This window comes from Microbacterium sp. MRS-1, from assembly GCF_000585455.1.
GTDB classification, from domain to species: Bacteria; Actinomycetota; Actinomycetes; order Actinomycetales; family Microbacteriaceae; genus Microbacterium; species Microbacterium laevaniformans.
Map to the genome: position 1 here is coordinate 1 of NZ_JAUF01000068.1, position 24,781 is coordinate 24,781.

Below are 24,781 nucleotides of genomic sequence, written 5' to 3' on the forward strand. Positions count from 1 at the left end.
AGACTGCCCGCAACCGTTCACTTTTCGAGCGCCGAAAGTGACCAGGATTCACGCGCCGCCGACATGAGGTCAGGGGTGCGCAACATGCACATGGAGTGTCTCCACTGCCCAGTTTCCTGCAGGTACTCGCCGTAGTAGACGCCCGTCTCGCCCTCCCGCATCTCCGGGTAGGTCGCGAGATACGCGCGCCAGGTGAAGCGTCGCGTTGACCGGGCCTGCTCGACGAACTCATCGGTGACTCGCTGCAACGAGTGACCGACGCTGCCACCACCGTCCGCCGCGACGTCGTCGAGCAGGGAGGCGAGTGCGGCTCGGAGTGCCTGGTTCCGACCGCGTCCTCGATTGGAGAACACGCCACGCCACCGCGCGCTCTGCTTCGGGTCTCCGGTTCCCAGCTGAACGGCTCTTCCCGCCGTGCGGGGATATCCGTAGTCGCCCTTCGCCAAGAGCGCGCCGGTCAAGATCGGCCAGTGCTGCGGCGCGACGACATCGGGAAACACAGTCGCGTGGCGCTGGAGCGACTCTGGGTCGAGGTCGAACGCGAAGATCCTGCCGCGAAGAAGTGGATGGTCTTCGAGGGAATGCACTGAGTGTTCGAGCTCTGGGTGGGTTTCGATCAGCGCGATCTTGTCGAGTTCGTCTTGCACGCGGTCGGGGTTGAAGCCGCGGGTCGTTGCGAGGTCGCCGTCGCGAATGAGTTGCTCGACGCTCGGGATGAGGTCACCCATCCGTTCGAGGCGCACTTCGTCGTCGGCGCCATCGACGAGATTGCGAAGGATTCGGAGTCGAGCCGCGATTTCCTCGGTCGCATACTGCCGATGGATGAGCACGGCGAAGAGCATGAGCGTCTCCGCCAGCGAGAAGAGCCGCCGGTTTCCAGTTCGCTTTCCGTACAGCTCGAGACAGCCTTCGAACAGGTTGAGATTCGTGGTGTCGAGCGGCACACGCCCGGTCTGTGATGCGGCGCTGCTGCGGGCGAGGTCGACGAAGTGCTCCTCAAATGCTGCGCGCACGTCGTCGACGCCTACCCAGGTGTCGAAGGCATGAGTCAAGAAGGCGATGTGACTCGCTGCGTTCGGGTTGCCGACGTCGAAGGCGCGTTCCGCCCGCTCCAGCAGGGTGCCCTCAGGGACCACGTTGTCGCGCCACTCGCTGATCTCGATGATGAACTCGAGGTACCGGAGGAACTCGTCGTCGATGAGGTGGTCTCCGCCGTGGAAGCTCCAGAGCACGTCGCTCCACACACCGTCGAGTTTGTGGATGATCGCGTCGAAGTCGTCCTTGGGCAGAGTCTCGTGAAAGAGCTTCTCCAGTCTCGCCTTGAAGTTCTCGAAGTCCGTGAGCGGCTTTCCCCGCGAGTTCATCTTGATGTACAGCTCTTCGCCGGAAGGCATGTCGTCGATGGGAAGAAGGTAGAAGGACACCGCTGGTGCCGACTCGTCCATGAGTCGCTCCCATGCGGAATCGAGATCGATGTTCTCCGCGATGATTCGCTCGTGGACCGCGTCGAGCATGTTCAACATCGATTGGATTGTCGGGTCGTGCCGCCAGGCATGGAGATACCACGCTTGATCCGTGATCCACGTCTTTGGCGTGGAGAAGTCATCGCCGGGGGAGTGCTCGGGCTTGACGAGCTCGCGGCAGAAGAGTTCGGCGCTTGCACGAGTCGCGTACTCGAACCGGAGGACCGCCGCGGCCTCGTGGAGTCGATCAGTTCGCGCAGCGATCTACCAGTGAATGAGGAACAGGGTTGTGAGGCGTTGCTGTCCGTCGAGGGGTCGCAGCGTTCCGTCGCCAATCTCCCCGTACACGAAGTCGAGATCGACAGTCTCGTCGCCTACGAGCGCCTCAATGAGGACGCCGAGGAAGTCTGCGCGGATGCTGTTGACACCGCGTTCGTCTCGGCCCTGCGCGTAGTCGCGCTGGATGAGCGGGATCTCGACACGCTTGATGGTGTCCGCGCCGGTCTCACCGGGCTGGAACATGCGGGCGAATGAGGTCTTGGTGCCGCGCATCTCGGTCACGCTGCGACCTCCGACGTCTGCAGGTACGGGGCGACGGCTTCGAGGATCGCCTTCAGATAGCTCTCGCGGTCGGCGGCTCCCCAGAAGTGAATCTGCTGGTCGTCGGCATCGGTGTAGTACTTGAGGAACACGTTGCGGGTGCACGGCGGAATGTATGAGCCGGCTTTGTCCCGGGCGAGAATCTCCCGACGCTTGACCTCGAACGTCGAGTTGCTGAGGGCGCTGTTGTCGCCACTTGCCAGCAAGGCCAGGTTCGCCAGCGAGTGCACGTTTTCTCCCCGGCGAGTCGATTCGTCCGTGAGGGCATCCTCGACGGCGGCCTTCACCGCGTCGAAGCGGACGCCGACTCCATGAACCTGCTGCTCCGCGATCATCCCGAGCACGTCGTCGATCTCGGAGAGGAGTTCGGCGCGGACCGCGCTCTCGAGCGTCGGCAGGTCCTCCACGACATCGCGCTGTAGCAGGAGCCACTCGCGCCAGATCTTCTCGTCGCGCCGGAGTTCCTTGGCGTTCTGCGCGTGGATGTGCTCCAGCGACCAGGAGCCGCGTGAGTGGGCGTTGAACGAATACCGGGCAGTGTCGTCCTTGCGGGCGCGAACTGTCTCCACGTTCATCAGCAGCAAGACCTCGTTACATTTCGCGCTCCTAGTGTCGTAATCCAGTGCGCCGAGGTCCTCCTCCGTCAGGTCGAGCACATCACGGATTCGGCCGTCGAGGGCCTCATGCAACTGCGGTTTGGTGAGGCCGTCGGCCATATTCACGAGCTGGCCGAAGGTGTCGCTTCCGACCTGGATCAGGAATCCGACCTTGTGGAAGACTTGGCGGTCGTCGTGCCAGCCGAGGATCAGTGAATGGAGCCTGACGACTCGGTCCCAGAATGCCTGCGCATCTGCGGTGATTTCGTTCCTCAGCGTTTCGAACGTGTAGTAGCGAGGGCGGTGCCGACCGGAAGGCCTCCCGCCGATCTGATCGGCGAGAGTGTCGAGGACGAGCCCGATGTGGGTTGCCTCTTGCTCGTGTCGGCCTGTGATGAACGACCACACCTCCGGCGCGCGAAGTTCCCGCTCGAACTGGTCCCACTGCGCGGCGATCTGCTCGCTCTTGTCTGAGTATCCAGGACGCGCACGGCTGTTTGCCAACACGAGCGCCTTGACGAGTTCGGCGTCAGTCAACGGGATCCGCCCGACGTTCAGTCGGGTGAACAGGGTGATGGAATCGAGATCTTGCGATGCCTCATACCAGATCACTTTGACCGAGTCGAAGAGGTAGCCGTAGAACTTGTTGGCGACGTGCTGAGTGCGATGCTCCCACGCCTCGAACCATGTGCGGATTCGTTCGTACGCTCCGAAGATGTGGTGGAAGTCGATGTTCTCGTCCTTGTGGTCGGCCATCGGTGACCGTAGGAACTCTTGGCTGCCGGGGCGTGTCTCGTACTCGATCGAGTAGCCAGCGCCGGCGCTCTGCAGCCCCTGATCCCGCATGTACTGGAAGATCAGGTACAGAGTGGTGAACCGCTGCTGGCCGTCGATGAGTTCCCACCGACCGTCGGCCATCTGTTTTACGACCACGGGCTGGAGGTAGTACGGCTCGCCGTTGCTCTCCCAGATGTCTGCGAGGAGACGGTCGACCTCGTCAGGACCCCACCGGTAACCCCGCTGGTAACCGGGAACGAAGAAGGCTCCGGTGACGTCACCGACTGCTCGCGGTTCAAGAATCGCATCCACTTGTCCACGCTAGTGGAGCCCCCCGACGCTCCGTCGCCCAGCTCGCCGACGAGAGGGGAGGCACTTGTGCGCGCGACCCGACCTTTGACCACCTGGGTCTTCGAAGGGTTGAAGGGTCTGGCTGAAGTAGCTCGTGCGCCGCTGTCCGAAAACCTGTCCGTTTACTCCCCGTAGCCGTCCGCAAACGTCCAGAGATAGACTGAGCCCCAGACGGCATCTGCCGCCTGGGGCTCAGTAAATTACTGGGCTCAGAGACCGGAAGTGTGGCTCTGAGGGCCTCCCGGGATCAGACCCCGAAGTACAGCTCGTACTCGAACGGGTGCGGGCGCGCGGCGAGCGGCTTGATCTCGTTCTCGATCTTGTACTCGATCCAGGTCTCGATCAGCTCGGGCGTGAACACACCACCGGCGAGGAGGAACTCGTGGTCTGCACGCAGCGCCTCGAGCGAGTCGAGCAGCGAGTTCGGAACCTGAGGGATGTTCTTGGCCTCCTCGGGCGGCAGCTCGTAGAGGTCCTTGTCGACCGGCTCGTGCGGCTCGATGCGGTTCTTGATGCCGTCGAGGCCCGCCATCATCTGCGCGGCGAAGGCGAGGTACGGGTTACCCGAGGCGTCGGGCGCGCGGAACTCGATGCGCTTGGCCTTCGGGTTGCTGCCCGTGATCGGGATGCGGATCGCGGCCGAGCGGTTACCGGCAGAGTAGACCAGGTTGACCGGAGCCTCGTAGCCCTTGACCAGACGCTTGTAGGAGTTCAGCGTCGGGTTGGTGAAGGCGAGGACAGCCGGCGCGTGCGCCAGCAGACCGCCGATGTACCAACGAGCGACGTCGGACAGGCCGCCGTAGCCCTTCTCGTCGTAGAAGAGGGGCTTGCCCTCGAGCCACAGCGACTGGTGGGTGTGCATGCCCGAACCGTTGTCTCCGAAGAGCGGCTTGGGCATGAAGGTCGCGACCTTGCCCCACTGCTCGGCGACGTTCTTGACGATGTACTTGAACTTCAGGATGTCGTCCGCCGCGTGCACCATCGTGTCGAAGCGGTAGTTGATCTCCTGCTGACCACCGGTGCCCACCTCGTGGTGCGCACGCTCGAGGATCAGACCCGCGTCGATGAGGTGCAGGCTGATGTCGTCGCGGAGATCGGCCGTCTTGTCGACGGGGGAGACGGGGAAGTAGCCGCCCTTGTAGGCCGTCTTGTTGGCGAGGTTGCCGCCTTCTTCGGCGCGACCCGTGTTCCAGGCGCCCTCTTCGGAATCGACGCTGTAGAAGGAGGCGTTCTGCTTCACTTCATAGCGGACGTCGTCGAAGATGTAGAACTCCGCCTCCGGGGCGAAGAACGCGGTGTCGGCGATGCCCGTCGACGCGAGGTACTTCTCGGCCTTCTTGGCGACCTGACGCGGGTCCTTGCTGTAGATCTCGCCGTTGCGCGGGTTGTAGATGTCGAAGAGCATGATCAGCGTCTTCGCTTCGCGGAACGGATCGATGTAGGCCGTCGAGACGTCGGGGATGAGCTGCATGTCCGACTCGTGGATGTTCGCGAAACCGCGGATCGACGAGCCGTCGAACAGCTGGCCGACCGTGAAGAACTCCTCGTCGACGGTCGAGGCCGGGATGTTGAAGTGCTGCTGCACACCAGGCAGATCCGTGAACCGGATGTCGAGGAACTTGACGTCCTCGTCCTTGATGAACTTCAGAACCTCGGATGAATCTTTGAACATGGAGTCTCCAAGATCGGGTGTGGAACACGCCTGAACGGGATCAGGCCCGCCTCGACGCTATCGATGACCGGTTGCCCGGCAGTATCCCCCGTGTTTCGAGGATGTTACAGCGACGCGGATAAGCTGACCCGGTGACGGCAGGTACTTCCGACAATACGGGACATCACGACAGCACCTATCCCGGAGAGCGGCTCGGGATGCCCCCTTCGGGCCCGGGCAGCATCGCACGACTCGGTCGACGCATCGGCGCTCTCGCCGTCGATCTGGCAACAGCGACACTGATCGCCTACGCATTCTTCCCGGTCCTGGACGAGGTCACGGGGTTCCGGTACGCCAATCCGGTCGCGTCGAACCTGATCTTCCTCGCCGTCCAGGTACTGTTCATCCCGACGCTCGGGGGAAGCCCGGGACATCGGCTGTTCGGCATGCGGATCGTCCGTGTCGACGGAGGCTGGAGCGGCCTCTGGCGTCCGCTGGTGCGCACCCTCCTGCTCGCCCTGATCATCCCCGCCGTGATCTGGGACGGCGATCACCGCGGCCTTCACGACAAGATCGCGGGGACGGTCCTCGTTCGCGGTTGAGGCTCAGCGTGGGCGCGGCGCGCGGGCTCGCATCGGATCGATGCCCTTCGGGATCGGCAGCGAGGTGACGGACTGCGAGACCGAGTCCACGCGCTTGACGACAGCCGCCATCGTCGTACGATCGACCTTCTTGGGGAACGACTTGATGGTCGCCGAGAGCTTCGAGATGGGCACGTCGCCCTCGCCGTGGCCGATGTACAGCACATTGATCGGCACGCCTGAGGCCACGCGCTGGACCTTCATCTTCTCGTCGTTGACGAGTCGGGTGAGCCGCCCGCGTGCGCCCTCGCCCACGATCACGACGCCACCGCGGCCGATCACGCGGTAGACCGCGTCCTGCGTCTTCGGGTTGACCCCGACGGGCATCTCCGAGGCCACCCAACTGCGGCCGAGCGAGGTCGACAGCACGTGACCGGCAGCTCCCGGCATCCCGTCGAGCTTGATGTACATCGCGCGGGTGGACAGACGTGTGAGCACGATCATGGCGCCCAAGAGACCGAACAGCAGGCCGGTGACACCCCACAGGATGACGCTCCAGATGGCCGCAGGCGGGATGAGGAACCCGATGAGGACGCCGATGCCGATTCCGACGACCACGACAGCGGCCAGCACCCACGGCAGCCACGAGAATTCGGCCTTCGTGAAGGTGTAGAGCGAGCGGATCTGGGAGAAGAAGCCAGGGCCCTTGTCGGGTGCGGAACTGCGGGATGCCATGGCACACAGCCTACCGTCGCGGCGACACGGCGCACGCGCACGCGGTGCGACGAGAACTCCTCCCCAGCGTGGCAAACCCTTGGCGTCTGCACAGTTGACCCGCGCGGCGGCCGGCCCGGTCCACGAGCGGCGACACTCACGATATGAGCATCGATTCCGGTGTGCTCGCCCCGCCGCCGCTGCTGAGGACGCTGGGCGCCGCCGACGCCCCGTTTCCCGGCGACCTGCGCGCGGGCACGCCTCCGAGAGTGTGGGTGCCCCTGCAGGATCTGCCGAGCGAGATCTGGCGGGTACGGGGCGGCGAGCATGTGCTCGCCCCCGTCGACCTGGCGCGCACTCCGGACGGTCACGCTGCCCTGCTCCCGCACTGCCCGCACCGACTGATCACTCTCGTCGCCGGGCGTGCGTGGGAGGCGGGAGCGCTCGTCACCGCCGCCGTCAGTGTGCTGCGTGGCGCCGCCGAGGCAGAGCGCTGCGGGTTCACCGTCGGCTCCTGGTGGGTGGATGCCGAAGGTTGTCCACTCCTTGCTGCGACCGGACCGGCCTGGCGGGACGATTCCGTCGCACTGCTGAAGGAGCTCGCCGAGGCTGCCGCGCCGGGTCTGCGGCAGGCGGTGCTCGACGCCGCGGAACTGATCAGCGAGGGTCGCATCACGCCGGGGCGGCGCGAGCGTGCGGAAGATGAGCTCTTCGCCGCCGCTGAACCGGCTCCTCTGCCGACCGCCGACGCGAACAGGGGGGTCGCGGCCATCCCGGCGCCGCGTCGGGCCGTACACCGCGGTCGGACCGGCGACGACCGCGCCTCGGATGCGTCGAGCTGGGTCGCGCCGCTCGTCGAGCGCGACCTTGCCGCTCGTGCGCTGAACGTCCTGGGCGATGTTCGCTCCGCGCTGAGGCGCACGATGCGCGCGACGCGCAGGCACGGGCTGACGGCGGTACGAGACCGGGCCGGACGCCGCGCCCTGTCGGCGACGACCACACGGGCGCACAAGGATCATGCGCCACGCCGCCGCCGGCGATCCCCGCTGCTCGTGGCCGCTGCCGCGGCCGCGATCGTCATCGCCGTGGGTCTCGCGTGGCCGGTCGGCGAGAGCGCTTCATCCACGACGCCCGCGGCATCCACACCGTCGCTGGACAGCGGGGCCGTGTCCACCCCGGCAGCGACCCCCGACTCCGGTGCGTCGGATGCCGCAGCGCCTGCGCCGTCGCAGAGCGCCGACGAAGGCGACATCGCGCGCCGCCTCCTTGCCGATCTCGCGTCATGCACCCGGGAGCAGGCCGCCGACTGCTCCGACATTCTGGAGGACCCGAGCGCCGGCGTTCCTGACAGCGTCGTCGTCGAGGACGCTGAACTGCGCGAGGTCACCCTCCTCGACGAGTACGGCGGCGTGGCCGCCTATCGCGTCTCCGGCGGACAGCAGCCCAGCCAGGTGCTCGTTCTCGTGCAGGTCGACGGAAAATGGCTGATCCGCGACGTGTACGACGTCGCGGATCAGCCATGACATGCGAGCCCGTTGGCCGGGCGCGCCCTCAGATTCCCAGGTTGGCCTCGAAGTCCGCCGTCTCCAGGCGGGTCTTGACCGCACCCAGGAAGCGGGCCGCGTCGGCGCCGTCGACGATGCGGTGATCGTACGACAGTGCCAGATAGACGTAGGAGCGCACGGCGATCGCCTCGACGCCGTCGACCTTGACCACACCGGGCTCCTTGACGACCGCGCCGGTGCCGAGGATCGCGGACTGCGGAAGGAAGACGACCGGGGTGTCGAAGAGAGCGCCGCGGGAGCCGGTGTTGGTCACGGTGAACGTGCCACCGGCGAGCTCGTCGGGCTTCAGCTTGTTATCGCGCGTGCGAGCGGCGAGGTCGGCGATCTCGGACGAGATCCCCGCCAGCGTCTTGGCGCCCGCGTCACGGAGAACGGGGGTCAGCAGGCCGCGCTCGGTGTCGACCGCGATCGAGATGTTCTCGGTGGCGGGGTAGACGATGTCGGTGCCGTCCACCGTGGCGTTGATCACCGGGAACGCCTGCAGCGCCTCGGCGGCAGCGAGGACGAAGAACGGCAGGAACGACAGCTTGCCGCCCGTCTTCGCGACGAAGTCCTTCTGGACCGCCGTGCGGTACGACGCGACCTTCGTGACGTCCACCTTCACGACCGTGGTGAGCTGGGCCGTCTGCTGCATCGAGGCAACCGCGCGCTCGGCGAGCACCTTGCGAAGTCGGGACATCGGCTGGGTCGTGCCGCGCAAGGGCGAAACCTCGAGCGGGGCGGCCGCCGCCGGAGCGGGCGTGACAGCCGCGGCTGCAGGAGCGGCCTGGGCAGCCTCGGCCGCCTTGAGCACGTCTTCCTTGCGGATGCGACCACCGACACCGGTCCCGGTGACGGACGCCAGGTCCACACCCTGCTGCTGCGCGAGCCGGCGCACGAGGGGAGTGACGTAGGTCGCCGCGTCGTCCGCAGGCGCGGCAGCGGGAGCAGCGACCGGCGCAGGCGCCGCAGCGGGTGCAGGCGCGGCAGCGGGAGCAGGAGAAGCGGCCGGTGCAGGCGCCGCAGCGGGTGCAGGCGCGGCAGCGGGGGCAGGAGCGGCCGACGCTTCGGCAGCCGGAGCAGGCGCAGCTGCCGCCGGAGCAGCGGGTGCAGGGGCACCCGAACCGATGCGCGCGAGCACAGCGCCGACGGCGACCGTCTCATCCTCGGCGACGAGGATCTCCTGCAGCGTGCCGGCGATCGGAGAGGGGATCTCGGTGTCGACCTTGTCGGTCGAGATCTCGAGGAGCGGCTCGTCGACGGCGACCTCTTCGCCGACCTGCTTGAGCCAACGCGTCACCGTTCCCTCGGTGACGCTCTCACCCAGCTCGGGAAGAACGACGTCCTTCGCATCGCCGGACGGCGCAGCGTTGGCCTCAGGAGCCGCGGGAGCCTGTTCGGGGGCGGGGGCCGCTTCGGCAGGAGCCTGCTCAGCGGCGGGCTGCTCTGCGGCGGGCGCATCGTCGGACGGTGCGGCAGCCGAGCCGTCTCCGATCTTCGCGAGAACGGCGCCGACCTCGACGGTCTCGTCCTCAGCGACCAGGATCTCCTCGATCACGCCGCTGACGGGAGAGGGGATTTCGGTGTCGACCTTGTCGGTCGAGATCTCGAGCAGCCCTTCGTCGGCCTGGATCGTGTCACCGACCTTCTTGAGCCAACGGGTGACCGTTCCCTCGGTGACGCTCTCTCCGAGCGCGGGGAGGACCACGGATGTGCTCATGACTGTGTCTCCTTCAGAAGTTCGATGTCCGACAACTAGCTTAGTGACCCTCACGGCCCGAAGCGGTGACGTGTCGGACGGGGGAGGAATGGTGGGGGTTTTCAGAGGGCGTGCAGAGGCTTGCCCGCGAGGGCGAGGAACGCCTCGCCGAGCGCCTCGCTCTGCGTCGGGTGCGCGTGCACGTACGGCGCGATGTCTTCCGGGTGCGCTTCCCAGGCGACGGCCAGCTGGCCCTCGCTGATGAGCTCGCCGACGCGATCGCCGACCAGATGGATGCCGATCACGGGCCCGTCGACCAGGCGGACGATCTTGACGATGCCGCCCGTGCCGATGATCTCGCTACGCCCGTTGCCGGCCAGGTTGTACTCAGAGACGGCGACCGCGTCACCGTGGGCAGCACGCGCGGCTGCCTCGGTGATGCCGACGGAGGCCACCTCGGGGTGCGAGTACGTGACCCGCGGGATGGTGTGCTCCGCGACCATGACGGGGCCGAGGCCCGCGATCTCCTCAGCCACGAAGATCCCCTGCTGAAAGCCACGGTGGGCCAGCTGCAAGCCGGGGACGATGTCGCCCGCCGCCCAGACGTGCGGGACCGATGTCCGCAGGCGCTCGTCCACGCTCACGAAGCCGCGCTCCAGAGCCACCCCCGCCTCATCGAATCCCATCCCGGCCGTCGACGGACCGCGTCCGACGGCCACGAGGAGGTAGTCCGCGCTCAGCTCGCTGCCGTCGGCCAGGACGATCGTGACCCCGGCATCCGTCTGCGAGACGGAGGCGAAGCGGGAACCGAGTCGAGAGACGATGCCGCGCTTGCGGAAGGCGCGCTCCAGGGCTTTGCTCGAGGAGACGTCCTCCGCGGGCAGGAGGTGGTCGAGCGCCTCAACGATCGTGACCTCCGCACCCATCGATCGCCACGCGCTCGCGAACTCGACGCCGATCACCCCGCCGCCGAGGACGATGACCGACGCGGGCACCTCTGCGAGCGCGAGGGCCTCCTCGCTGGAGAGGACCCGGCCGCCGATCTCGATGCCGGGCAGGGTGCGCGTGTGCGAGCCGGTGGCGAGAAGGACGTCGGTACCGCGATAGGTGTCCTCGCCGACCGTGACGGCGGGGCCGTCGTCGTCGACGACCAACTGTCCCTCTCCGGTGACCACCGTGATCCCGCGCGCCTTGATGAGGCCGGTGAGTCCCGCGAACTTCTTGGCGACGATGCCCTCGCGGAAAGCCGTGACCCCCGCCACGTCGATGCCCTCGAACGTCGCCGCCACGCCGACGCTCGACGCGTCACGGACGGCATCAGCGATCTCTGCCGCATGCAGGATCGCCTTGGTCGGGATACAGCCGCGATGAAGGCACGTGCCGCCGAGCTTGTCCTTCTCGACGAGGGTGACCGAGCGACCGAGCTCGGCCGCGCGGATCGCCGCTGCGTATCCGGCCGATCCGCCGCCCAGGACCACGAGATCGGAGTGGTGTGCGGTCATCGTGCGTCTCCTTCGACGAATGCGAGCAGGGATCGAACGGTGGCCGCGGTGGGGCCCTTGTCCGTGGCACCGGTCGCGGGCTTGGTGCTCCCGCTGCCGGCGATGTCGAGGTGCACCCAGGGGAGGCGAGGCGCGTCCGCGTCGTCGGAGACACGCCCGACGAACCGCTGGAGGAAGAGTCCAGCGAACAGCGAACCGCCCGTCGGGTCGCCGATCTTCGCGTTCACGAGGTCGGCGATGGGGGAGTCGAGCTCCTCTTCCATATGCGCCGGCAGCGGGAGCGGCCAGGCCAGCTCGTCCGCGGACTCCGCCGCATCCAGGTACTCGGCAACCGCTTCCTCCGAGCCCATGACGCCGGTGTGGCGAGAGCCCAGCGCCACCGAGATGGCTCCGGTGAGCGTGGCGACGTCGACGATCACGTCCGGGTGCGTGCGGCTGGCCGCGACGAGACCGTCGGCCAGGACGAGCCGTCCCTCGGCGTCGGTGTTCAGCACCTCGACAGTGGTGCCGCCCAGAATCCGCAGCACGTCTCCGGGACGCGTTGCTCGTCCCGACGGCATGTTGTCGGCGAGACAGAGCCATCCCGACACGCGCACCGGCAGACGCAGCTGCGCGGCCGCACGGACGACGGCCAGCACCGTCGCCGCGCCGGCCATGTCGTACTTCATGCCCACCATTCCCGCGGGCGGCTTGAGCGAGAGCCCACCGGTGTCGAACGTGATGCCCTTGCCGACGATCGCGACATGGCGCTCGGCATCCGCAGGGGCGTAGTCGAGTCGCACGAGACGGGGCGGTCGGTCCGAGCCCTGCCCCACGCCGAGGATGCCCCCGTAGCCGTCGGCGGCGAGCTGCTTCTCATCGAGGACGACGACGTCCACGGGGAGCTCCGCCAGCGCCTCCCGAGCGGCATCCGCGACATCCTGCGGCCCCAGCCACTCGGCCGGGGTGTGGACGAGATCCTTGACGAGCGCGGCGGCAGCGCCGACGGCCTGCGCTCGAGCCAGCGCCGAGGCGGCGGGGGGACGCTCACCACGAATGACCACGTGTGACGCGCGAGCGGCAGCGGCAACCGACTTGTACCCGTCGAAGCGGTACGCGCCGAGCGCGGCGCCCTCCGCCACGGCTCGCCACCCGTCCTCATCGACTGCCGGGGCTTCGACGGCCACGGTGTCGAAGCCGGTCGTCGTTCTCAGAGCGGCGCCGACCGCTTCACGCAGCGCCGCGGTGTCGGGCGCGGGTCCGGTGCCCACGACGATCAGGGGCAGCGACGTCGCCTCCGGCGCGTAGGCGCGCACCGTTGCGCCGAGAGCGCCCGAGAAGCCCACGGCGTTCAACGCCGAGGCCAGCCCCGGCCACTGGTCGAGAGCACCCGCATCATGATCGAGGGGAGGGAGGGCGAGCACGAGGGCATCGGCCTTCGTCTCGCGCAGCGGATCGGTCGTGTACGACAGCTCGGGAAACGCCATGACCTCCATCCTAGGTTTGCGTCCTCCGGGGTCGGCGACGCTCGACGGCGGCGAGCCGCACCCCGCGTGTTCGCTGTCAGCGGCACGCGGACCTGCGCCCGGGGAAGGCTCGTACAGTGGACTCATGCCCTTGAGCGGTCCCCTGTACGAGCGTGTGGCGTCGGCCCCACCGGTCCCTGCCGACCTTCCGCTGGTGATCGTGCTGACCGGGTTCACGGATGCCGGGGGCGCCGTCTCGCAGATGGTGGCGATGTTCCGCGACGACCTCGAGCCGGCGCCGATCGTGACGTTCTCGGCCGACGTGCTCCTGGATTACCGCGCGCGCCGCCCGACGATCACCTTCGACGCCGACCATCTCGCCGACTACCGCCCGCCGCGCCTGGAGCTCTCGCTCGCGCATGACGCGCTCGGTCAGCCCTTCGTTCTGCTGGCGGGGTACGAGCCGGACTTCGCCTGGGAAGCATTCACCGAGACGGTCGTGGGCTTGGCCGAAGGATTGCAGGTGTCGTCGGTGACGTGGGTGCACGCCATTCCCATGCCTGTACCGCACACGCGCCCGATCGGCACGACGGTGAGCGGGACGCGCGCCGACCTGACACAGGCGCACTCGGTGTGGCAGCCTCACACGCAGGTGCCGGCGACGGCCGGTCATCTCCTGGAGCACCGCTTCGCGCAGAGCGGAGCCTCGGTCGCAGGATTCGTGCTTCTGGTGCCCCATTACCTCGCCGACACCGACTACCCGGCCGCCGCACTGGCGGGACTGGACAGCCTCTCGGTGGCCAGTGGACTCGTCTTCAACGTCGACGATGTGCGCGAGGAGAACCGAGAGTACGTCGCGAAGGTCGACGACCAGGTTGAGGGCAACGCCGAGCTGACCTCCATGCTGCACGCTCTGGAAGAGCGTTACGACGCGTACATGGCTGGATCGAACCTCGGTCAGCCGATCATCCACCCCGGTGATCTGCCCAGCGCAGACGAGCTCGCTGCGGAACTGGAGCGCTTCCTCGCTGACCGTCGCACCGACGACCACCGCCGGGACGACGACCGCCGAGGCGACGACTGGCGCGGCGAGGACCGCCGCGGTCGACGCTGAGCGGAATGCGCAGCGTCCCCGCGATGTTATGGATGCTGTGGGGATCCTGACGGACTGTTGCGCACGGTCTGTCCGATGATGTATGCGACAATGGAAACCTGACCCGTTGTCGAACCGGGGTCGGCTCGTGACGAGGCGACTGCGGACTTGACAAGGGTCTTACTCCTGTCCGAAAACCCGGCGCGTGCGTCGGTGAAAGGCAAGACGTGACCTCAGGCACGAAGACCACCCGCTCCCGCAAGGTCGAGGAGGAGGAAGCCACGGAGTCCGCCACGGAACAGGCGACGACCACGACCGCCGCCAAGAAGGCGACGTCGAAGGCTCCGGCCAAGGCGAAGGCGGCGCCCAAGAAGGCGTCGAAGAAGACCGCGGACGACGACGAAGAGATCGACGACGACGTCGAGCTCGATGACACCGACATCGAGGACGCCGCGGACGACGAGTCCGGCGATGATGCTGCCGAGGCGTCGACCGGAGCCGCCGGCAAGAAGGGCGAGGACGACGACGAGGACGAGGACGGCACGACGAAGCCTGCCTTCTCCGAGCCGCTCCCCACGGGCGCCATCGTCATTTCCTCGAGCGACGAGGACGATGTTCCCGTCTACTCGACACAGATCACCGGCGCGACGGCCGACCCGGTCAAGGACTACCTGAAGCAGATCGGTAAGGTCCCGCTGCTGAACGCGGCCGAAGAGGTCGAGCTCGCGATGCGGATCGAGGCGGGTCTGTTCGCCGAAGAGAAGCTCTCGCACATGTCGGCGTCGGAGAAGTCGAGCCAGCTCGGGCTGGACCTCCAGTGGGTCGCTCGCGACGGCCAGCGCGCCAAGAGCCACCTGCTCGGCGCCAACCTGCGCCTGGTCGTCTCCCTCGCCAAGCGCTACACGGGCCGCGGCATGCAGTTCCTGGACCTGATCCAGGAGGGCAACCTGGGCCTCATCCGCGCGGTCGAGAAGTTCGACTACACCAAGGGCTTCAAGTTCTCGACGTACGCGACATGGTGGATCCGTCAGGCGATCACGCGCGCCATGGCCGACCAGGCTCGCACGATCCGTATCCCCGTTCACATGGTCGAGGTCATCAACAAGCTTGCGCGCGTGCAGCGTCAGATGCTGCAGGACCTCGGCCGCGAACCCACGCCCGAAGAGCTCAGTCGCGAACTCGACATGACCCCCGAAAAGGTCATCGAGGTGCAGAAGTACGGGCGCGAGCCGATCTCGCTGCACACCCCCCTGGGTGAGGACGGCGACAGCGAGTTCGGTGACCTCATCGAGGACACCGAGGCGGTCGTCCCGGCGGATGCCGTCGGGTTCACCATGCTGCAGCGTCAGCTCGAGTCGCTGCTGGACTCGCTGAGCGAGCGCGAGGCGGGTGTGATCCGCATGCGCTTCGGCCTCGGTGATGGACAGCCCAAGACGCTCGACCAGATCGGCGATACCTTCGGCGTCACGCGCGAGCGCATTCGTCAGATCGAGTCGAAGACCATGGCGAAGCTCCGACACCCCTCGCGATCGCAGTCGCTGCGGGACTACCTCGAATGAGCGGGGAGCTTCCCAACGACGGCAAGGCCCTCACCGTCACCATCGAGGGGACGACGTTCGCACGGATTCCGATCCGCACGCGCGTCGTCATGCCCGGTGACGATCTCGACGAGGTCGTCACCGCGTACGCAGCCGACCAGGTGACGGACGGCGACCTGCTGTTCATCACGGAGAAGATCGTCGCGATCACGCAGGGCCGTTCCTACACGCTCGACGAGATCCGCCCACGCCGCCTGGCGCACTTCCTGTCGAAGTACGTGACGAAGACCTCCTACGGTATCGGGCTCGGCATGCCGGAAACGATGGAGATGGCCCTTCGGGAGTGCGGCACCCCGCGGATCCTCTTCGCTGCGGCGATCAGCGCGGTGACGAAGGCGTTCGGACGCCGCGGCGACTTCTACCGCATCGCCGGCGACAAGGCGCGCGCGATCGACGGTCCGACCAACGGGACCATCCCGCCGTACGACCGCGCGGTCGTTCTGGGCCCGACGCGCCCGGCTGAGGTGGCCGCACGCGTTCAGGCGCTGCTCGGCGGGAACGTGCAGGTCGCGGTCGTCGACATCAACGACATCGGTGGGAACATTCTCGGCTCGACGCTCGACAAGGCGGGGGAGCGTCAGCTCGTCCGCATCCTTGCGGACAACCCCCTGGGCCAGGGCCGCGAGTCCACCCCCCTCGGCATCATCCGGGCGGCGTGACACCGCGCTGAAAAGTGCGAAACGCCGGCGACCTCCGTGAGAGGCGCCGGCGTTTCTCGTCGGTGATCAGAATCCCATTGCAGCGCGGTAGCGGGGAAGATGCCCGTGGCGGATCCCCGTCGCGGACGGCTTGTTCTCGAACACGCCCGCACCCCAGTTGCCTTCGACCAGGACGGGGCCGGTCGGAGTGACGACGACGTCCCAGCCGACGTAGCGCACCTCGGGGATCACCAGCGCCACGTCGGTGATGAGCGCACGCACCTCGTCCATCATCGGCAGCCGGTAGTCGGCGATGCGGAAGCCGGTGTCCGGGTGGGTCTCGAAGAGCTCGCCCGACGTCGAGTAGCCCATCCCCATGGCGCGCCCGTCTTCGTGGAGGGCGGTGTAGAACCCGCCGAACGACGCCTGGTCGCTGACCTGACCGCGCCCGAACTTCTGCGCCATGTTGATGATCGCGACCGTTCCGTCATCCTTGACGAAGGTCGTGACGCGGGTCGTGTTGGCCGTGCCGGGAGCGATGGCTTCGAGGTCCGGATGCTGCATGATGCGCTCTTCGATCAGGACCTCGCCCTTCGCAAGCAGCTCAGCGTGGAACGCCTCCCAATCGGCGACGGCGCTCGCGTCGTAGCGGCGCACCCCGAGTCCGGACTTGCTCACGGGGACCTTGGCGATGAACACGGGATGCCGCTGGGCGAAGGCCGCGAGCTGGTCAGCATTGCCGGCGACGAGCTCGAGCCACTCTCGGCCCAGGAAACGATCGAAATCGCGATTGAAGTCCACTTTGTTGTGGAAGCGATGGACCTGAGCCGGATCGTCGTAGCGGTTCGAGAGCTCCAGTGCGAGGGGACTGGTCACCCATGTGGCCCGCTCGGCGCGCGTCAGGATGGCGAAATCGAACTCCATGTAGTCGTTGAATCCGACGCGATGGCGCGCCGCCGACCAGAGCATGTCGACGAACACCAGCGGATAGCTCTTCCCGTGCACGTGCGCAGTGAAACGCGCCCTCTCACGCACCGATGCGAGATCGAGCCCGCGGGCACGCTCGAAGAGCACTTCGAAACGGTGCAGGAGAGGAAGGCCTCGAGGCGCCATGACAGAGTCCTTCCGGGGACGGACGGAAAAGGGGAACTCCGCCAGTCTACGTGTGAGGGCTCAGCGCGCGTCGGCCAGACGAGCCGTCTCGTCGTGCCACGACGTCGCGATTGCGCGCAGCTTCTCTTCGTACTTGCGTCCGTGGTGCGCGCAGAACAGCAGTTCGCTGCCGTTGACTTCGGCCGCGATGTAGGCCTGGGCTCCGCACGAGTCGCAACGGTCCGTCGCGGTCAGTCGGTACTCGAGGACGTCAGGCTCAGCGGTGGTCGACATGCTCATTTCGGTTCCTCCTCGGTACATGAGATGCGGTGCGGTGTCATGACATACAACCACGCCGCGAGCTCAGCAATGCCGCGATCCGGTCACATTTCGCTGTGCGCGTACCCCGCCTCCGTCGCCATCGCCCGCGGTAGGAGGTGCTTCTGTGTGTCGCGGCGCGGGTGTCCGTGGGGCTGGATACGCTTGAGGATTGTGACCGCCGAGTATTCCGCCCACCACCTCCAGGTGCTTGAGGGCCTGGAGGCTGTCCGCAAACGTCCCGGCATGTATATCGGCTCGACCGACTCCCGCGGGCTCATGCACTGCGTGTGGGAGATCATCGACAACTCGGTCGACGAAGCCCTCGCGGGCTACGGCTCGCGAATCGACATCGTCCTGCACTCCGATGGCAGCGTCGAGGTCCGCGACCGTGCGCGCGGCATCCCGGTCGACGTCGAGCCGCGAACCGGGCTGAGCGGCGTGGAGGTCGTCTTCACCAAGCTGCACGCCGGCGGGAAGTTCGGCGGCGGCTCGTACGCGGCGTCGGGTGGCTTGCACGGCGTCGGCGCCTCCGTCGTCAATGCCTTGTCCGAGCGCCTGGATGTCGAAGTCGATCGCGACGGCAAGACCTATGCGATGTCGTTCCGTCGTGGAGAGCCCGGCCAGTTCGCGGGGCCCGGGCCCGAGTCGCCGTTCACCCCGTTCGAGAAGGCCTCGCAGTTGCGGGTCGTCGGCAAGGCTGCCAAGGGCGTCACCGGAACGCGCATCCGCTACTGGGCCGACCGTCAGATCTTCACCAAGGATGCGACATTCCACGCCGAGGAGCTGGAGCAGCGGGCGCGTCAGACGGCGTTCCTCATCCCGGGTCTGGAGATCGCGATCATCGATCAGCGCGGAGAGGAGATCGTCGAAACGTCCCATCGCTACGACGGCGGCATCTCCGAGTTCGCGGACTTCCTCGCGCCCGATGCGGCGATCACCGACACCTGGCGACTGACCGGGTCGGGCACGTTCACTGAGACCGTGCCCGTGCTGCAGGCGGGCGGAGCGATGGTACCGACCGACGTCGAGCGCGAATGCGAGGTCGACATCGCGTTGCGCTGGGGGACGGGCTACGAGACGGTCACGCGCTCGTTCGTGAACATCATCTCGACACCCAAGGGCGGAACGCATCAGGCGGGCTTCGAGCAGGGCCTGATGAAGGTCGTCCGCAGTCAGGTCGAGCAGAACGCCCGACGCCTCAAGGTCGGCGCGGGGGAGAAGCTCGAGAAGGACGACATCACCGCCGGTCTGACGGCCGTGCTCACCGTTCGCCTGCCCGAACCCCAGTTCGAGGGCCAGACGAAGGAGATCCTGGGCACGCCCGCGGTTCGCGCCATCGTCGCGAATGTGGTCGCCAAGGAGCTCGCCGAGCGATTCTCTTCGAGCAAGCGCGACGACAAGGCACAGACCGCGCTGCTGCTCGACAAGGTCGTGTCCGAGATGAAGGCGCGCATCTCGGCCCGCACGCACAAAGAGACCCAGCGCCGTAAGAACGCCCTCGAGTCGTCATCGTTGCCGGCGAAGCTCGCCGATTGTCGCACCTCGGACGTCGAGCAGTCGGAACTGTTCATCGTCGAGGGCGACTCGGCCCTCGGCACGGCGAAGCTCGCGCGTAACAGTGAGTATCAGGCGCTGCTGCCCATTCGCGGCAAGATCCTCAACGTCCAGAAGGCCTCGATCAGCGACATGCTCTCCAACGCGGAATGCGCAGCGATCATTCAGACGATCGGGGCGGGGTCCGGTCGAAGCTTCGACCTCGATGCGGCGCGCTACGGCAAGATCATCCTGATGAGCGACGCCGACGTCGACGGCGCGCACATCCGCACGCTTCTGCTGACGCTGTTCTTCCGCTACATGCGGCCGCTGATCGAGGCGGGTCGCGTGTACGCCGCCGTCCCGCCGCTGCACCGTGTCATCGTGGTCAATCCGGGCTCGAAGCCGAACGAGACGATCTACACGTACTCGGAGCAGGAGCTGCATACTCTCCTCGCGAAGGTGCAGAAGTCGGGACGGCGCTGGCAGGAGCCGGTGCAGCGCTACAAGGGACTCGGCGAGATGGATGCCGATCAGCTCGCCGAGACGACGATGGACCGTGCGGGGCGACTGCTGCGGCGCGTACGCGTTCAGGATGCCGAGGCGGTCTCGGGAGTGTTCGAACTGCTCATGGGCAGCGATGTGGCACCGCGACGCGACTTCATCGTCACCTCCAGCGACCGACTCGACCGTGAGGCCATCGACGCCTGACCGCCGGCCTCATCGGGGCCCGCTCTCGCAGAGCCGAAAAAGACGCGGGGCCCGAGACCGATCTGGGGGGATTCGGTCTCGGGCCATCGCCGCGGCTACGGGGGACATCCGGATGACGTCGAGCCCCGAACGGTCTCTTCGTCCCCGAAATCACGGACGTCTCGCGCCGTGCCCTGTGAAGAACCGACTGGGGATCAGTTCTTCGGCTAGCAAAAGGTTAGGCGCGCATAGGCGCCGCCAACGTGGACCATCGGCGGATTCGACTGCGACTTTTGTCTACTTTGACGCTGTGCGCAGAAATGTCGTACTGATCAGCCCGAGAGCGGAAGTGAGGCGCTGACGACCCAACCCTGGGACTTTCGTTCCGATTCGAAAGTGCCACCGAAAAGTCGGAAGCGCTCACGAAGACGCATGATGCCGTAACCCGACGCGGGCAGACCCGCTGTGCGTGCAGGCGGCGAGTCGTCGGCAAAGGTGAGGTGCACCCAATCACGCTCGACCCGAAGGACGATGGAGACGGTGCGGGCGCCGGTGGCGTGCTTGAGCACGTTCGTCGCACTCTCGCGGATCACGCGGGTGAGAGCGACGAGGGATGCGCTCGGCAGCCGCAGGTCAGAGGGGACATCCGCGGTCACCGCAATACCCGCCTGTCCGAGTTCTTTCGTGACGGCAGCGATGGTGCCCGTGATCCCGTCCGGCGAAGACACACGTTCGGGGGAGAGGTTCTCTTCACCGCGAACCATCCCGAGCACGCGACGGATGTCGGTGAGCGCCTGAACCGCCGCTTCGCGGATCGCCGTCTGCGACTGCGACCGCGTCTGCATGTCTTCGGTGCGGTCCAAGACCGCGGCGTGCAGAGCGACGATGGTGATCTCGTGCGCGACGATGTCGTGCAGCTCGTCCGCGATGAGGTCTCGTTCGTGTTTGAGCTGCTCCGCGACCTCTCGCTCACTCACTTCGAGTTGCAATGCCAAAGACTGCGCCCTCTCGAACTGTCGCCGAATCGCCAGTCCGATCATCAGACTCACGACGCTGAGGATCGCAACGATCAGCCCTCCCAAAGGTTGGAAGACCGAGTCCGGGCGCCAAACGACGGCACCAAGCCAGATCAACCAGGCCGCGAAGTAGACGGCCGTCAGGAGTCCACTGGATGTGAATGCGACGAGCCCCAAAATCGCAGCCCCCGCCAACAAACTGTCTGCGGTGCCCGTCGCGCCAGCCAGAAGGGCTGCCGCCACCAAAACCATGGAGGCGACGGGCGGCCGCCACGCGAAGAGCGCGACGGAAAGGGTGATGCTCGTCGTGATTATCGCGGAAACGATGTTGCCTTGCCCTCCCGACGTTGCACGAAACAACGAGTCGAGAACAAGAGCAACTGCCGCGAGAATGATGACGATGCGCCGTGCGGCAGGCCGCAGCGGCTGGTACGCCCAGAAGGGCGCTCGCACGAAGCGAAGGAGGTTCTCACGAACGGAGGTCACCTCGCGATTATCTCGCGAAAGGGCGACGTCACTTGAAAATGCCAATGAGCTGTCCGAGCCAGTACCACATGTGTTTCACCTCCTGCAATCTCTCGAATCGATTCTTCAAACAGAGGTCATCGCGCACGACCGACGTATGGCTACATCAATAGCGACTTTTGTCGACATCACACGGAAGAGGGGACAGCGCGCGGTTCGTAAGATGGTGCTGTGACCCAACCGATTCGCGTGATCATCGTCGACGACGAGTCGCTGGTGCGCGCTGCACTGCGCGTCTTCCTGGACTCTTCGGACGGGTTCGATCTCGTCGGAGAGGCCGACAACGGCATCGACGCCATCGCGCTGGTGCGCAGCACGCACCCCGATGTCGTGCTCATGGACGTGCAGATGCCCAAGATGGATGGCATCGAGGCGACCCAGCGCCTCACGCGGGAGTTTCCCGGGATCAAGATCGTCGCGCTGACAACGTTCTCCTCGGAGCGCGTCATCGTCCCGATGCTCAGTGCCGGCGCTGCGGGCTTCCTGGTGAAGGACACGTCGCCCGACCGCATCCTCGACGCCGCGCGCCTGGCTCACGAGGGCGGCTACGTGCTGTCGCCACGCGTCGCGAAAGAACTCGTCAGCTCGGTGCAGCAGAACGAACCTCCCGCGCCGCGCCAGCTGGGCCGAGAGGAGGAGCTCACCGAACGGGAGCTCGAAGTGGTCACCCTTCTTGCCCAGGGAATGTCGAACGCCGAGATCGCCGCCGCCATGTTCGTGTCCGAGGCGACCGTCAAGTCACACCTCGGCCGCATCACGGCGAAGTGGGGTGTGCGCGATCGCATCCAAGTGCTGATCCGTGCGACCCAGTACGGTCTCGTGTCCCTGGGCTGACGCTCGTCAGGCGATCGCCGCGCCCACGGCAGCGACAACGGCATCCAGCGGGTGACCGGACGCATCCCGCTTCGCGCCCGCGTCCGGCAGCGTGCGCACAGCACCGTCTGCAGCAAGCCCACGGGGCTCTGTACCGACCCAGGCGAGGGTGAGGACATCCTCGCCCTTCAGGAAGCGCTGGGCGCGCACACCGCCGGTGGCGCGGCCCTTCGGCGGGAACTCCTCGAACAGCGACACCTTCGCGCTGCCCGCGTCGGTTCCGGCGATCGCCTGGGATGAACCGGCGATCGTGACGACCACGGCATCGGCCGGTTCAGTCACCACATTGAAGGCCACGACGGAGGCTCCCGTGCTCAGCCGGACTCCGGCCATGCCCCCCGCCGCGCGGCCCTGCGGTCGCACGCTCGCAGCATCGAAGCGCAGGAGCTGAGCGTCGGAGGCCACGAAGACGAGTTCAGCGCCGTCGGGGGCCACGGCAGCGCCCACCACGAGGTCTCCGTCCTTCAGCGCGATGATCTCGGCCTCGTGCTTTCCGGGCGCGAGCTCCGAGGTCGCAACGCGTTTGACGACTCCCTGTGCGGTGCCCAGCGCGATGACGACGTCACCCAACGGCACGACGGCCACGACGTGCTCACCCGATCCCAGACCGAGGTACTGATCGGCGCGGGTGCCCGCTGCGAGCTGCACGGCATTGGCCGGCACCGACGGCAGATCGACGGGCGAGAAGCGCACCAGCCGGCCGCGCGTTGTCACTGCACCGAGCTCGCCCCTCGTCGTCGTGTCGACAGCGGACAGGATGCCGTCGTGCTTCGCCCGCCGCGTCGGAGCGACGATCTCGCCGGACTCGCCGAGATCGGCGCGCACCATCCGCCCGGTCGCGGACAGGAGCACGCGGCAGGGGGAGTCGGCGATCTGCAGGTCTGCCGCTGCGGCGCTGCGTGAGCGCGCTGCGACGGGTCCGCCGTTGAGCAGAAGGGTGCGGCGGGGTGTGCCGAAGGTCTCGGCCGCGGCATCCAGCTCTCGGGCGACGTGCTGCCGGAGGAGCACATCGCTGGCCAGCAGAGCCTGGAGGTCGGCGATCTCCTTCTTGAGCGTGTCCTGCTCGGACTCCAGCTCGATCCGGGAGAAACGCGTGAGACGCCGCAGACGCAACTCCAGGATGTATTCGGCCTGCACCTGCGACAGGTCGAAGACGCTCATGAGCTTCGCACGCGCCTGCTCGGTGTCGTCGGAGGCGCGGATGACCTGGATGACCTCGTCGATGTCGAGGATCGCGATGAGAAGACCCTCGACGAGGTGGAGGCGTTCCTGCTTGCGCGCGAGGCGGTAGCGGCTGCGGCGCGTCACGACCTGGATACGGTGATCGAGGTACACCCGCAGCAGCGGCTTGAGACCGAGGGTCTGCGGCTGCCCGTCCACGAGGGCGACGTTGTTGATGCCGAACGAGTCCTCGAGCGGCGTGAGCCGGTAGAGCTGCTCGAGGACGGCCGCGGGATCGAAGCCGGTCTTGATGCCGATGACGAGGCGCAGGCCGTGGTTGCGGTCGGTGAGATCGTTGACGTCAGCGATGCCCGTGAGCTTCTTGGCGTTGACCGCGTCTTTGATCTTCTCGATGACGCGCTCGGCGCCCACCATGTACGGCAGCTCCGTCACGACGATGCCGGTGCGGCGGGGGCCGAGCGACTCGATCGATGTCTTGGCACGCGTGCGGAAGGTTCCACGTCCGGTCTCGTAGGCCTCGGTGATGCCGTCGAGTCCGACGATGATGCCGCCGCCGGGGAGGTCCGGTCCGGGGACGAACTCCATCAGCTCAGCCGTCGTGGCGTCGGGGTTCTCGAGCAGATGGATCGCGGCGGCGACGACCTCGTTGAGGTTGTGCGGAGCCATGTTGGTCGCCATGCCCACCGCGATGCCGGAGGCGCCGTTGACGAGCAGGTTGGGGAATGCGGCGGGGAGGACCGCCGGCTGCTGGAACTGCCCGTCGTAGTTCGGGACGAAGTCCACGACGTCCTCGTCGAGGTTCTCCGTGAGGGCGAGGGCGGCGGGAGCGAGGCGCGCCTCCGTGTAACGAGCCGCCGCGGGCCCGTCGTCGAGCGAGCCGAAGTTGCCGTGGCCGTCGACCAGGGGCACCCGCAGCGCGAACGGCTGGGCCAGGCGCACGAGGGCGTCGTAGATCGCCGAGTCGCCGTGCGGGTGCAGCTTTCCCATGACCTCGCCGACGACGCGGGCGCTCTTGACGTGCCCGCGGTCGGGCCGCAGCCCCATGTCCGCCATCTGGAACAGAATGCGCCGCTGCACCGGCTTGAGACCGTCGCGGGCATCGGGGAGAGCGCGCGAGTAGATGACCGAGTACGCGTACTCCAGGAACGAGTCCTGCATCTCGGCGGAGACATCGACATCCTCGATGCGGCCGTGGTCTTCAGGAATGGACGCGGTGCGCGAAGCTGCCATGGATCTGCGGTTCCCTCGGTGCTCGGGTGGGCCGGGAAGTGGGGCCGCGCGCCATGTGCGAGACTGG

The 24,781-nt window shown here is 66.9% G+C and carries 19 protein-coding genes; 8 read left to right on the forward strand and 11 right to left on the reverse strand.

The annotated features are described in order from the left end of the window. Positions 1–17: 17 nt before the first annotated feature. Positions 18–1,523: a DUF262 domain-containing protein gene (locus tag AS96_RS14740; RefSeq protein WP_051498856.1), complete on the reverse strand. Its 1,506-nt coding sequence runs from the start codon at positions 1,521–1,523 to the stop codon at positions 18–20. On the opposite strand from AS96_RS14740, the gene AS96_RS15505 reads away from it, so the two are divergent. After that, a complete protein-coding gene (locus AS96_RS15505) occupies positions 1,497–1,997 on the forward strand; it encodes a hypothetical protein (RefSeq protein ID WP_197017301.1) in 501 nt (166 codons plus the stop codon). The two genes, AS96_RS14740 and AS96_RS15505, sit on opposite strands and share 27 nt — an antisense overlap. 23 nt (positions 1,998–2,020) lie before the next feature. Here AS96_RS15505 and AS96_RS11450 read toward each other — a convergent pair whose 3' ends face one another. Further along, a complete protein-coding gene (locus AS96_RS11450; protein ID WP_036289838.1) occupies positions 2,021–3,748 on the reverse strand; it encodes a GmrSD restriction endonuclease domain-containing protein in 1,728 nt (575 codons plus the stop codon). A gap of 286 nt (positions 3,749–4,034) precedes the next feature. Continuing rightward, the gene (gene glnA, locus AS96_RS11455) at positions 4,035–5,459 is read right to left on the reverse strand and encodes a type I glutamate--ammonia ligase (RefSeq protein WP_036289844.1); all 1,425 of its coding nucleotides are present in this window, start codon (positions 5,457–5,459) and stop codon (positions 4,035–4,037) included. Between the two features lie 131 nt (positions 5,460–5,590). On the opposite strand from glnA, the gene AS96_RS11460 reads away from it, so the two are divergent. After that, positions 5,591–6,040, forward strand: coding sequence for an RDD family protein (locus tag AS96_RS11460; protein ID WP_036289846.1), 450 nt, complete (start codon positions 5,591–5,593; stop codon positions 6,038–6,040). 3 nt (positions 6,041–6,043) lie between these two features. Here the strand turns inward: AS96_RS11460 and AS96_RS11465 are convergent, their stop codons facing one another. Then, positions 6,044–6,754: a DUF4191 domain-containing protein gene (locus tag AS96_RS11465; RefSeq protein ID WP_005049467.1), complete on the reverse strand. Its 711-nt coding sequence runs from the start codon at positions 6,752–6,754 to the stop codon at positions 6,044–6,046. Positions 6,755–6,897: 143 nt separating this feature from the next. Between AS96_RS11465 and AS96_RS11470 the strand changes: the two genes are divergently transcribed. Continuing rightward, positions 6,898–8,256 carry a hypothetical protein gene (locus tag AS96_RS11470; RefSeq protein ID WP_036289848.1) on the forward strand — a complete coding sequence of 453 codons (1,359 nt, stop codon included), beginning with the start codon at positions 6,898–6,900 and terminating at the stop codon, positions 8,254–8,256. Between the two features lie 28 nt (positions 8,257–8,284). On the opposite strand, the gene sucB is transcribed toward AS96_RS11470, so the two are convergent. From sucB to AS96_RS11485, 3 genes are all read right to left on the reverse strand, one after another. After that, positions 8,285–9,997 (reverse strand): 2-oxoglutarate dehydrogenase, E2 component, dihydrolipoamide succinyltransferase, encoded by a 1,713-nt coding sequence (sucB, locus tag AS96_RS11475; RefSeq protein WP_036289850.1) that lies wholly within the window; start codon positions 9,995–9,997, stop codon positions 8,285–8,287. 101 nt (positions 9,998–10,098) lie between these two features. Continuing rightward, positions 10,099–11,478, reverse strand: a complete 1,380-nt coding sequence (lpdA, locus tag AS96_RS11480; protein ID WP_036289852.1) for a dihydrolipoyl dehydrogenase — start codon at positions 11,476–11,478, stop codon at positions 10,099–10,101. Beyond that, positions 11,475–12,944 (reverse strand): leucyl aminopeptidase, encoded by a 1,470-nt coding sequence (locus AS96_RS11485; RefSeq protein ID WP_036289854.1) that lies wholly within the window; start codon positions 12,942–12,944, stop codon positions 11,475–11,477. The genes lpdA and AS96_RS11485 overlap by 4 nt, the downstream gene beginning before the upstream one ends. A 124-nt stretch (positions 12,945–13,068) precedes the next feature. Between AS96_RS11485 and AS96_RS11490 the strand changes: the two genes are divergently transcribed. The 3 genes from AS96_RS11490 (at position 13,069) to AS96_RS11500 (ending at position 16,273) form a co-directional block, all read left to right on the forward strand. After that, on the forward strand, positions 13,069–14,037 hold the full coding sequence (locus AS96_RS11490; protein ID WP_005049474.1) for a proteasome assembly chaperone family protein: 969 nt from the start codon (positions 13,069–13,071) through the stop codon (positions 14,035–14,037). Positions 14,038–14,243: 206 nt separating this feature from the next. Further along, positions 14,244–15,575 (forward strand): RNA polymerase sigma factor, encoded by a 1,332-nt coding sequence (locus AS96_RS11495; protein ID WP_005049475.1) that lies wholly within the window; start codon positions 14,244–14,246, stop codon positions 15,573–15,575. Then, a complete protein-coding gene (locus AS96_RS11500; protein WP_005049476.1) occupies positions 15,572–16,273 on the forward strand; it encodes a coenzyme F420-0:L-glutamate ligase in 702 nt (233 codons plus the stop codon). The genes AS96_RS11495 and AS96_RS11500 overlap by 4 nt, the downstream gene beginning before the upstream one ends. A 66-nt stretch (positions 16,274–16,339) precedes the next feature. Here AS96_RS11500 and AS96_RS11505 read toward each other — a convergent pair whose 3' ends face one another. Further along, on the reverse strand, positions 16,340–17,365 hold the full coding sequence (locus tag AS96_RS11505; protein ID WP_036289856.1) for a sugar-transfer associated ATP-grasp domain-containing protein: 1,026 nt from the start codon (positions 17,363–17,365) through the stop codon (positions 16,340–16,342). A gap of 60 nt (positions 17,366–17,425) precedes the next feature. Further along, the gene (locus AS96_RS11510) at positions 17,426–17,644 is read right to left on the reverse strand and encodes a DUF7455 domain-containing protein (RefSeq protein WP_005049478.1); all 219 of its coding nucleotides are present in this window, start codon (positions 17,642–17,644) and stop codon (positions 17,426–17,428) included. A 192-nt stretch (positions 17,645–17,836) separates the two neighbouring features. On the opposite strand from AS96_RS11510, the gene AS96_RS11515 reads away from it, so the two are divergent. Then, on the forward strand, positions 17,837–19,909 hold the full coding sequence (locus AS96_RS11515) for a DNA gyrase/topoisomerase IV subunit B (RefSeq protein ID WP_036289858.1): 2,073 nt from the start codon (positions 17,837–17,839) through the stop codon (positions 19,907–19,909). Between the two features lie 311 nt (positions 19,910–20,220). On the opposite strand, the gene AS96_RS11520 is transcribed toward AS96_RS11515, so the two are convergent. Further along, positions 20,221–21,357: a sensor histidine kinase gene (locus AS96_RS11520; protein ID WP_231477246.1), complete on the reverse strand. Its 1,137-nt coding sequence runs from the start codon at positions 21,355–21,357 to the stop codon at positions 20,221–20,223. 243 nt (positions 21,358–21,600) lie between these two features. Between AS96_RS11520 and AS96_RS11525 the strand changes: the two genes are divergently transcribed. Continuing rightward, positions 21,601–22,263: a response regulator transcription factor gene (locus AS96_RS11525; protein WP_005049481.1), complete on the forward strand. Its 663-nt coding sequence runs from the start codon at positions 21,601–21,603 to the stop codon at positions 22,261–22,263. 6 nt (positions 22,264–22,269) lie between these two features. Here AS96_RS11525 and AS96_RS11530 read toward each other — a convergent pair whose 3' ends face one another. Beyond that, a complete protein-coding gene (locus AS96_RS11530) occupies positions 22,270–24,714 on the reverse strand; it encodes a DNA gyrase/topoisomerase IV subunit A (RefSeq protein ID WP_036289862.1) in 2,445 nt (814 codons plus the stop codon). Positions 24,715–24,781 lie beyond the last annotated feature (67 nt).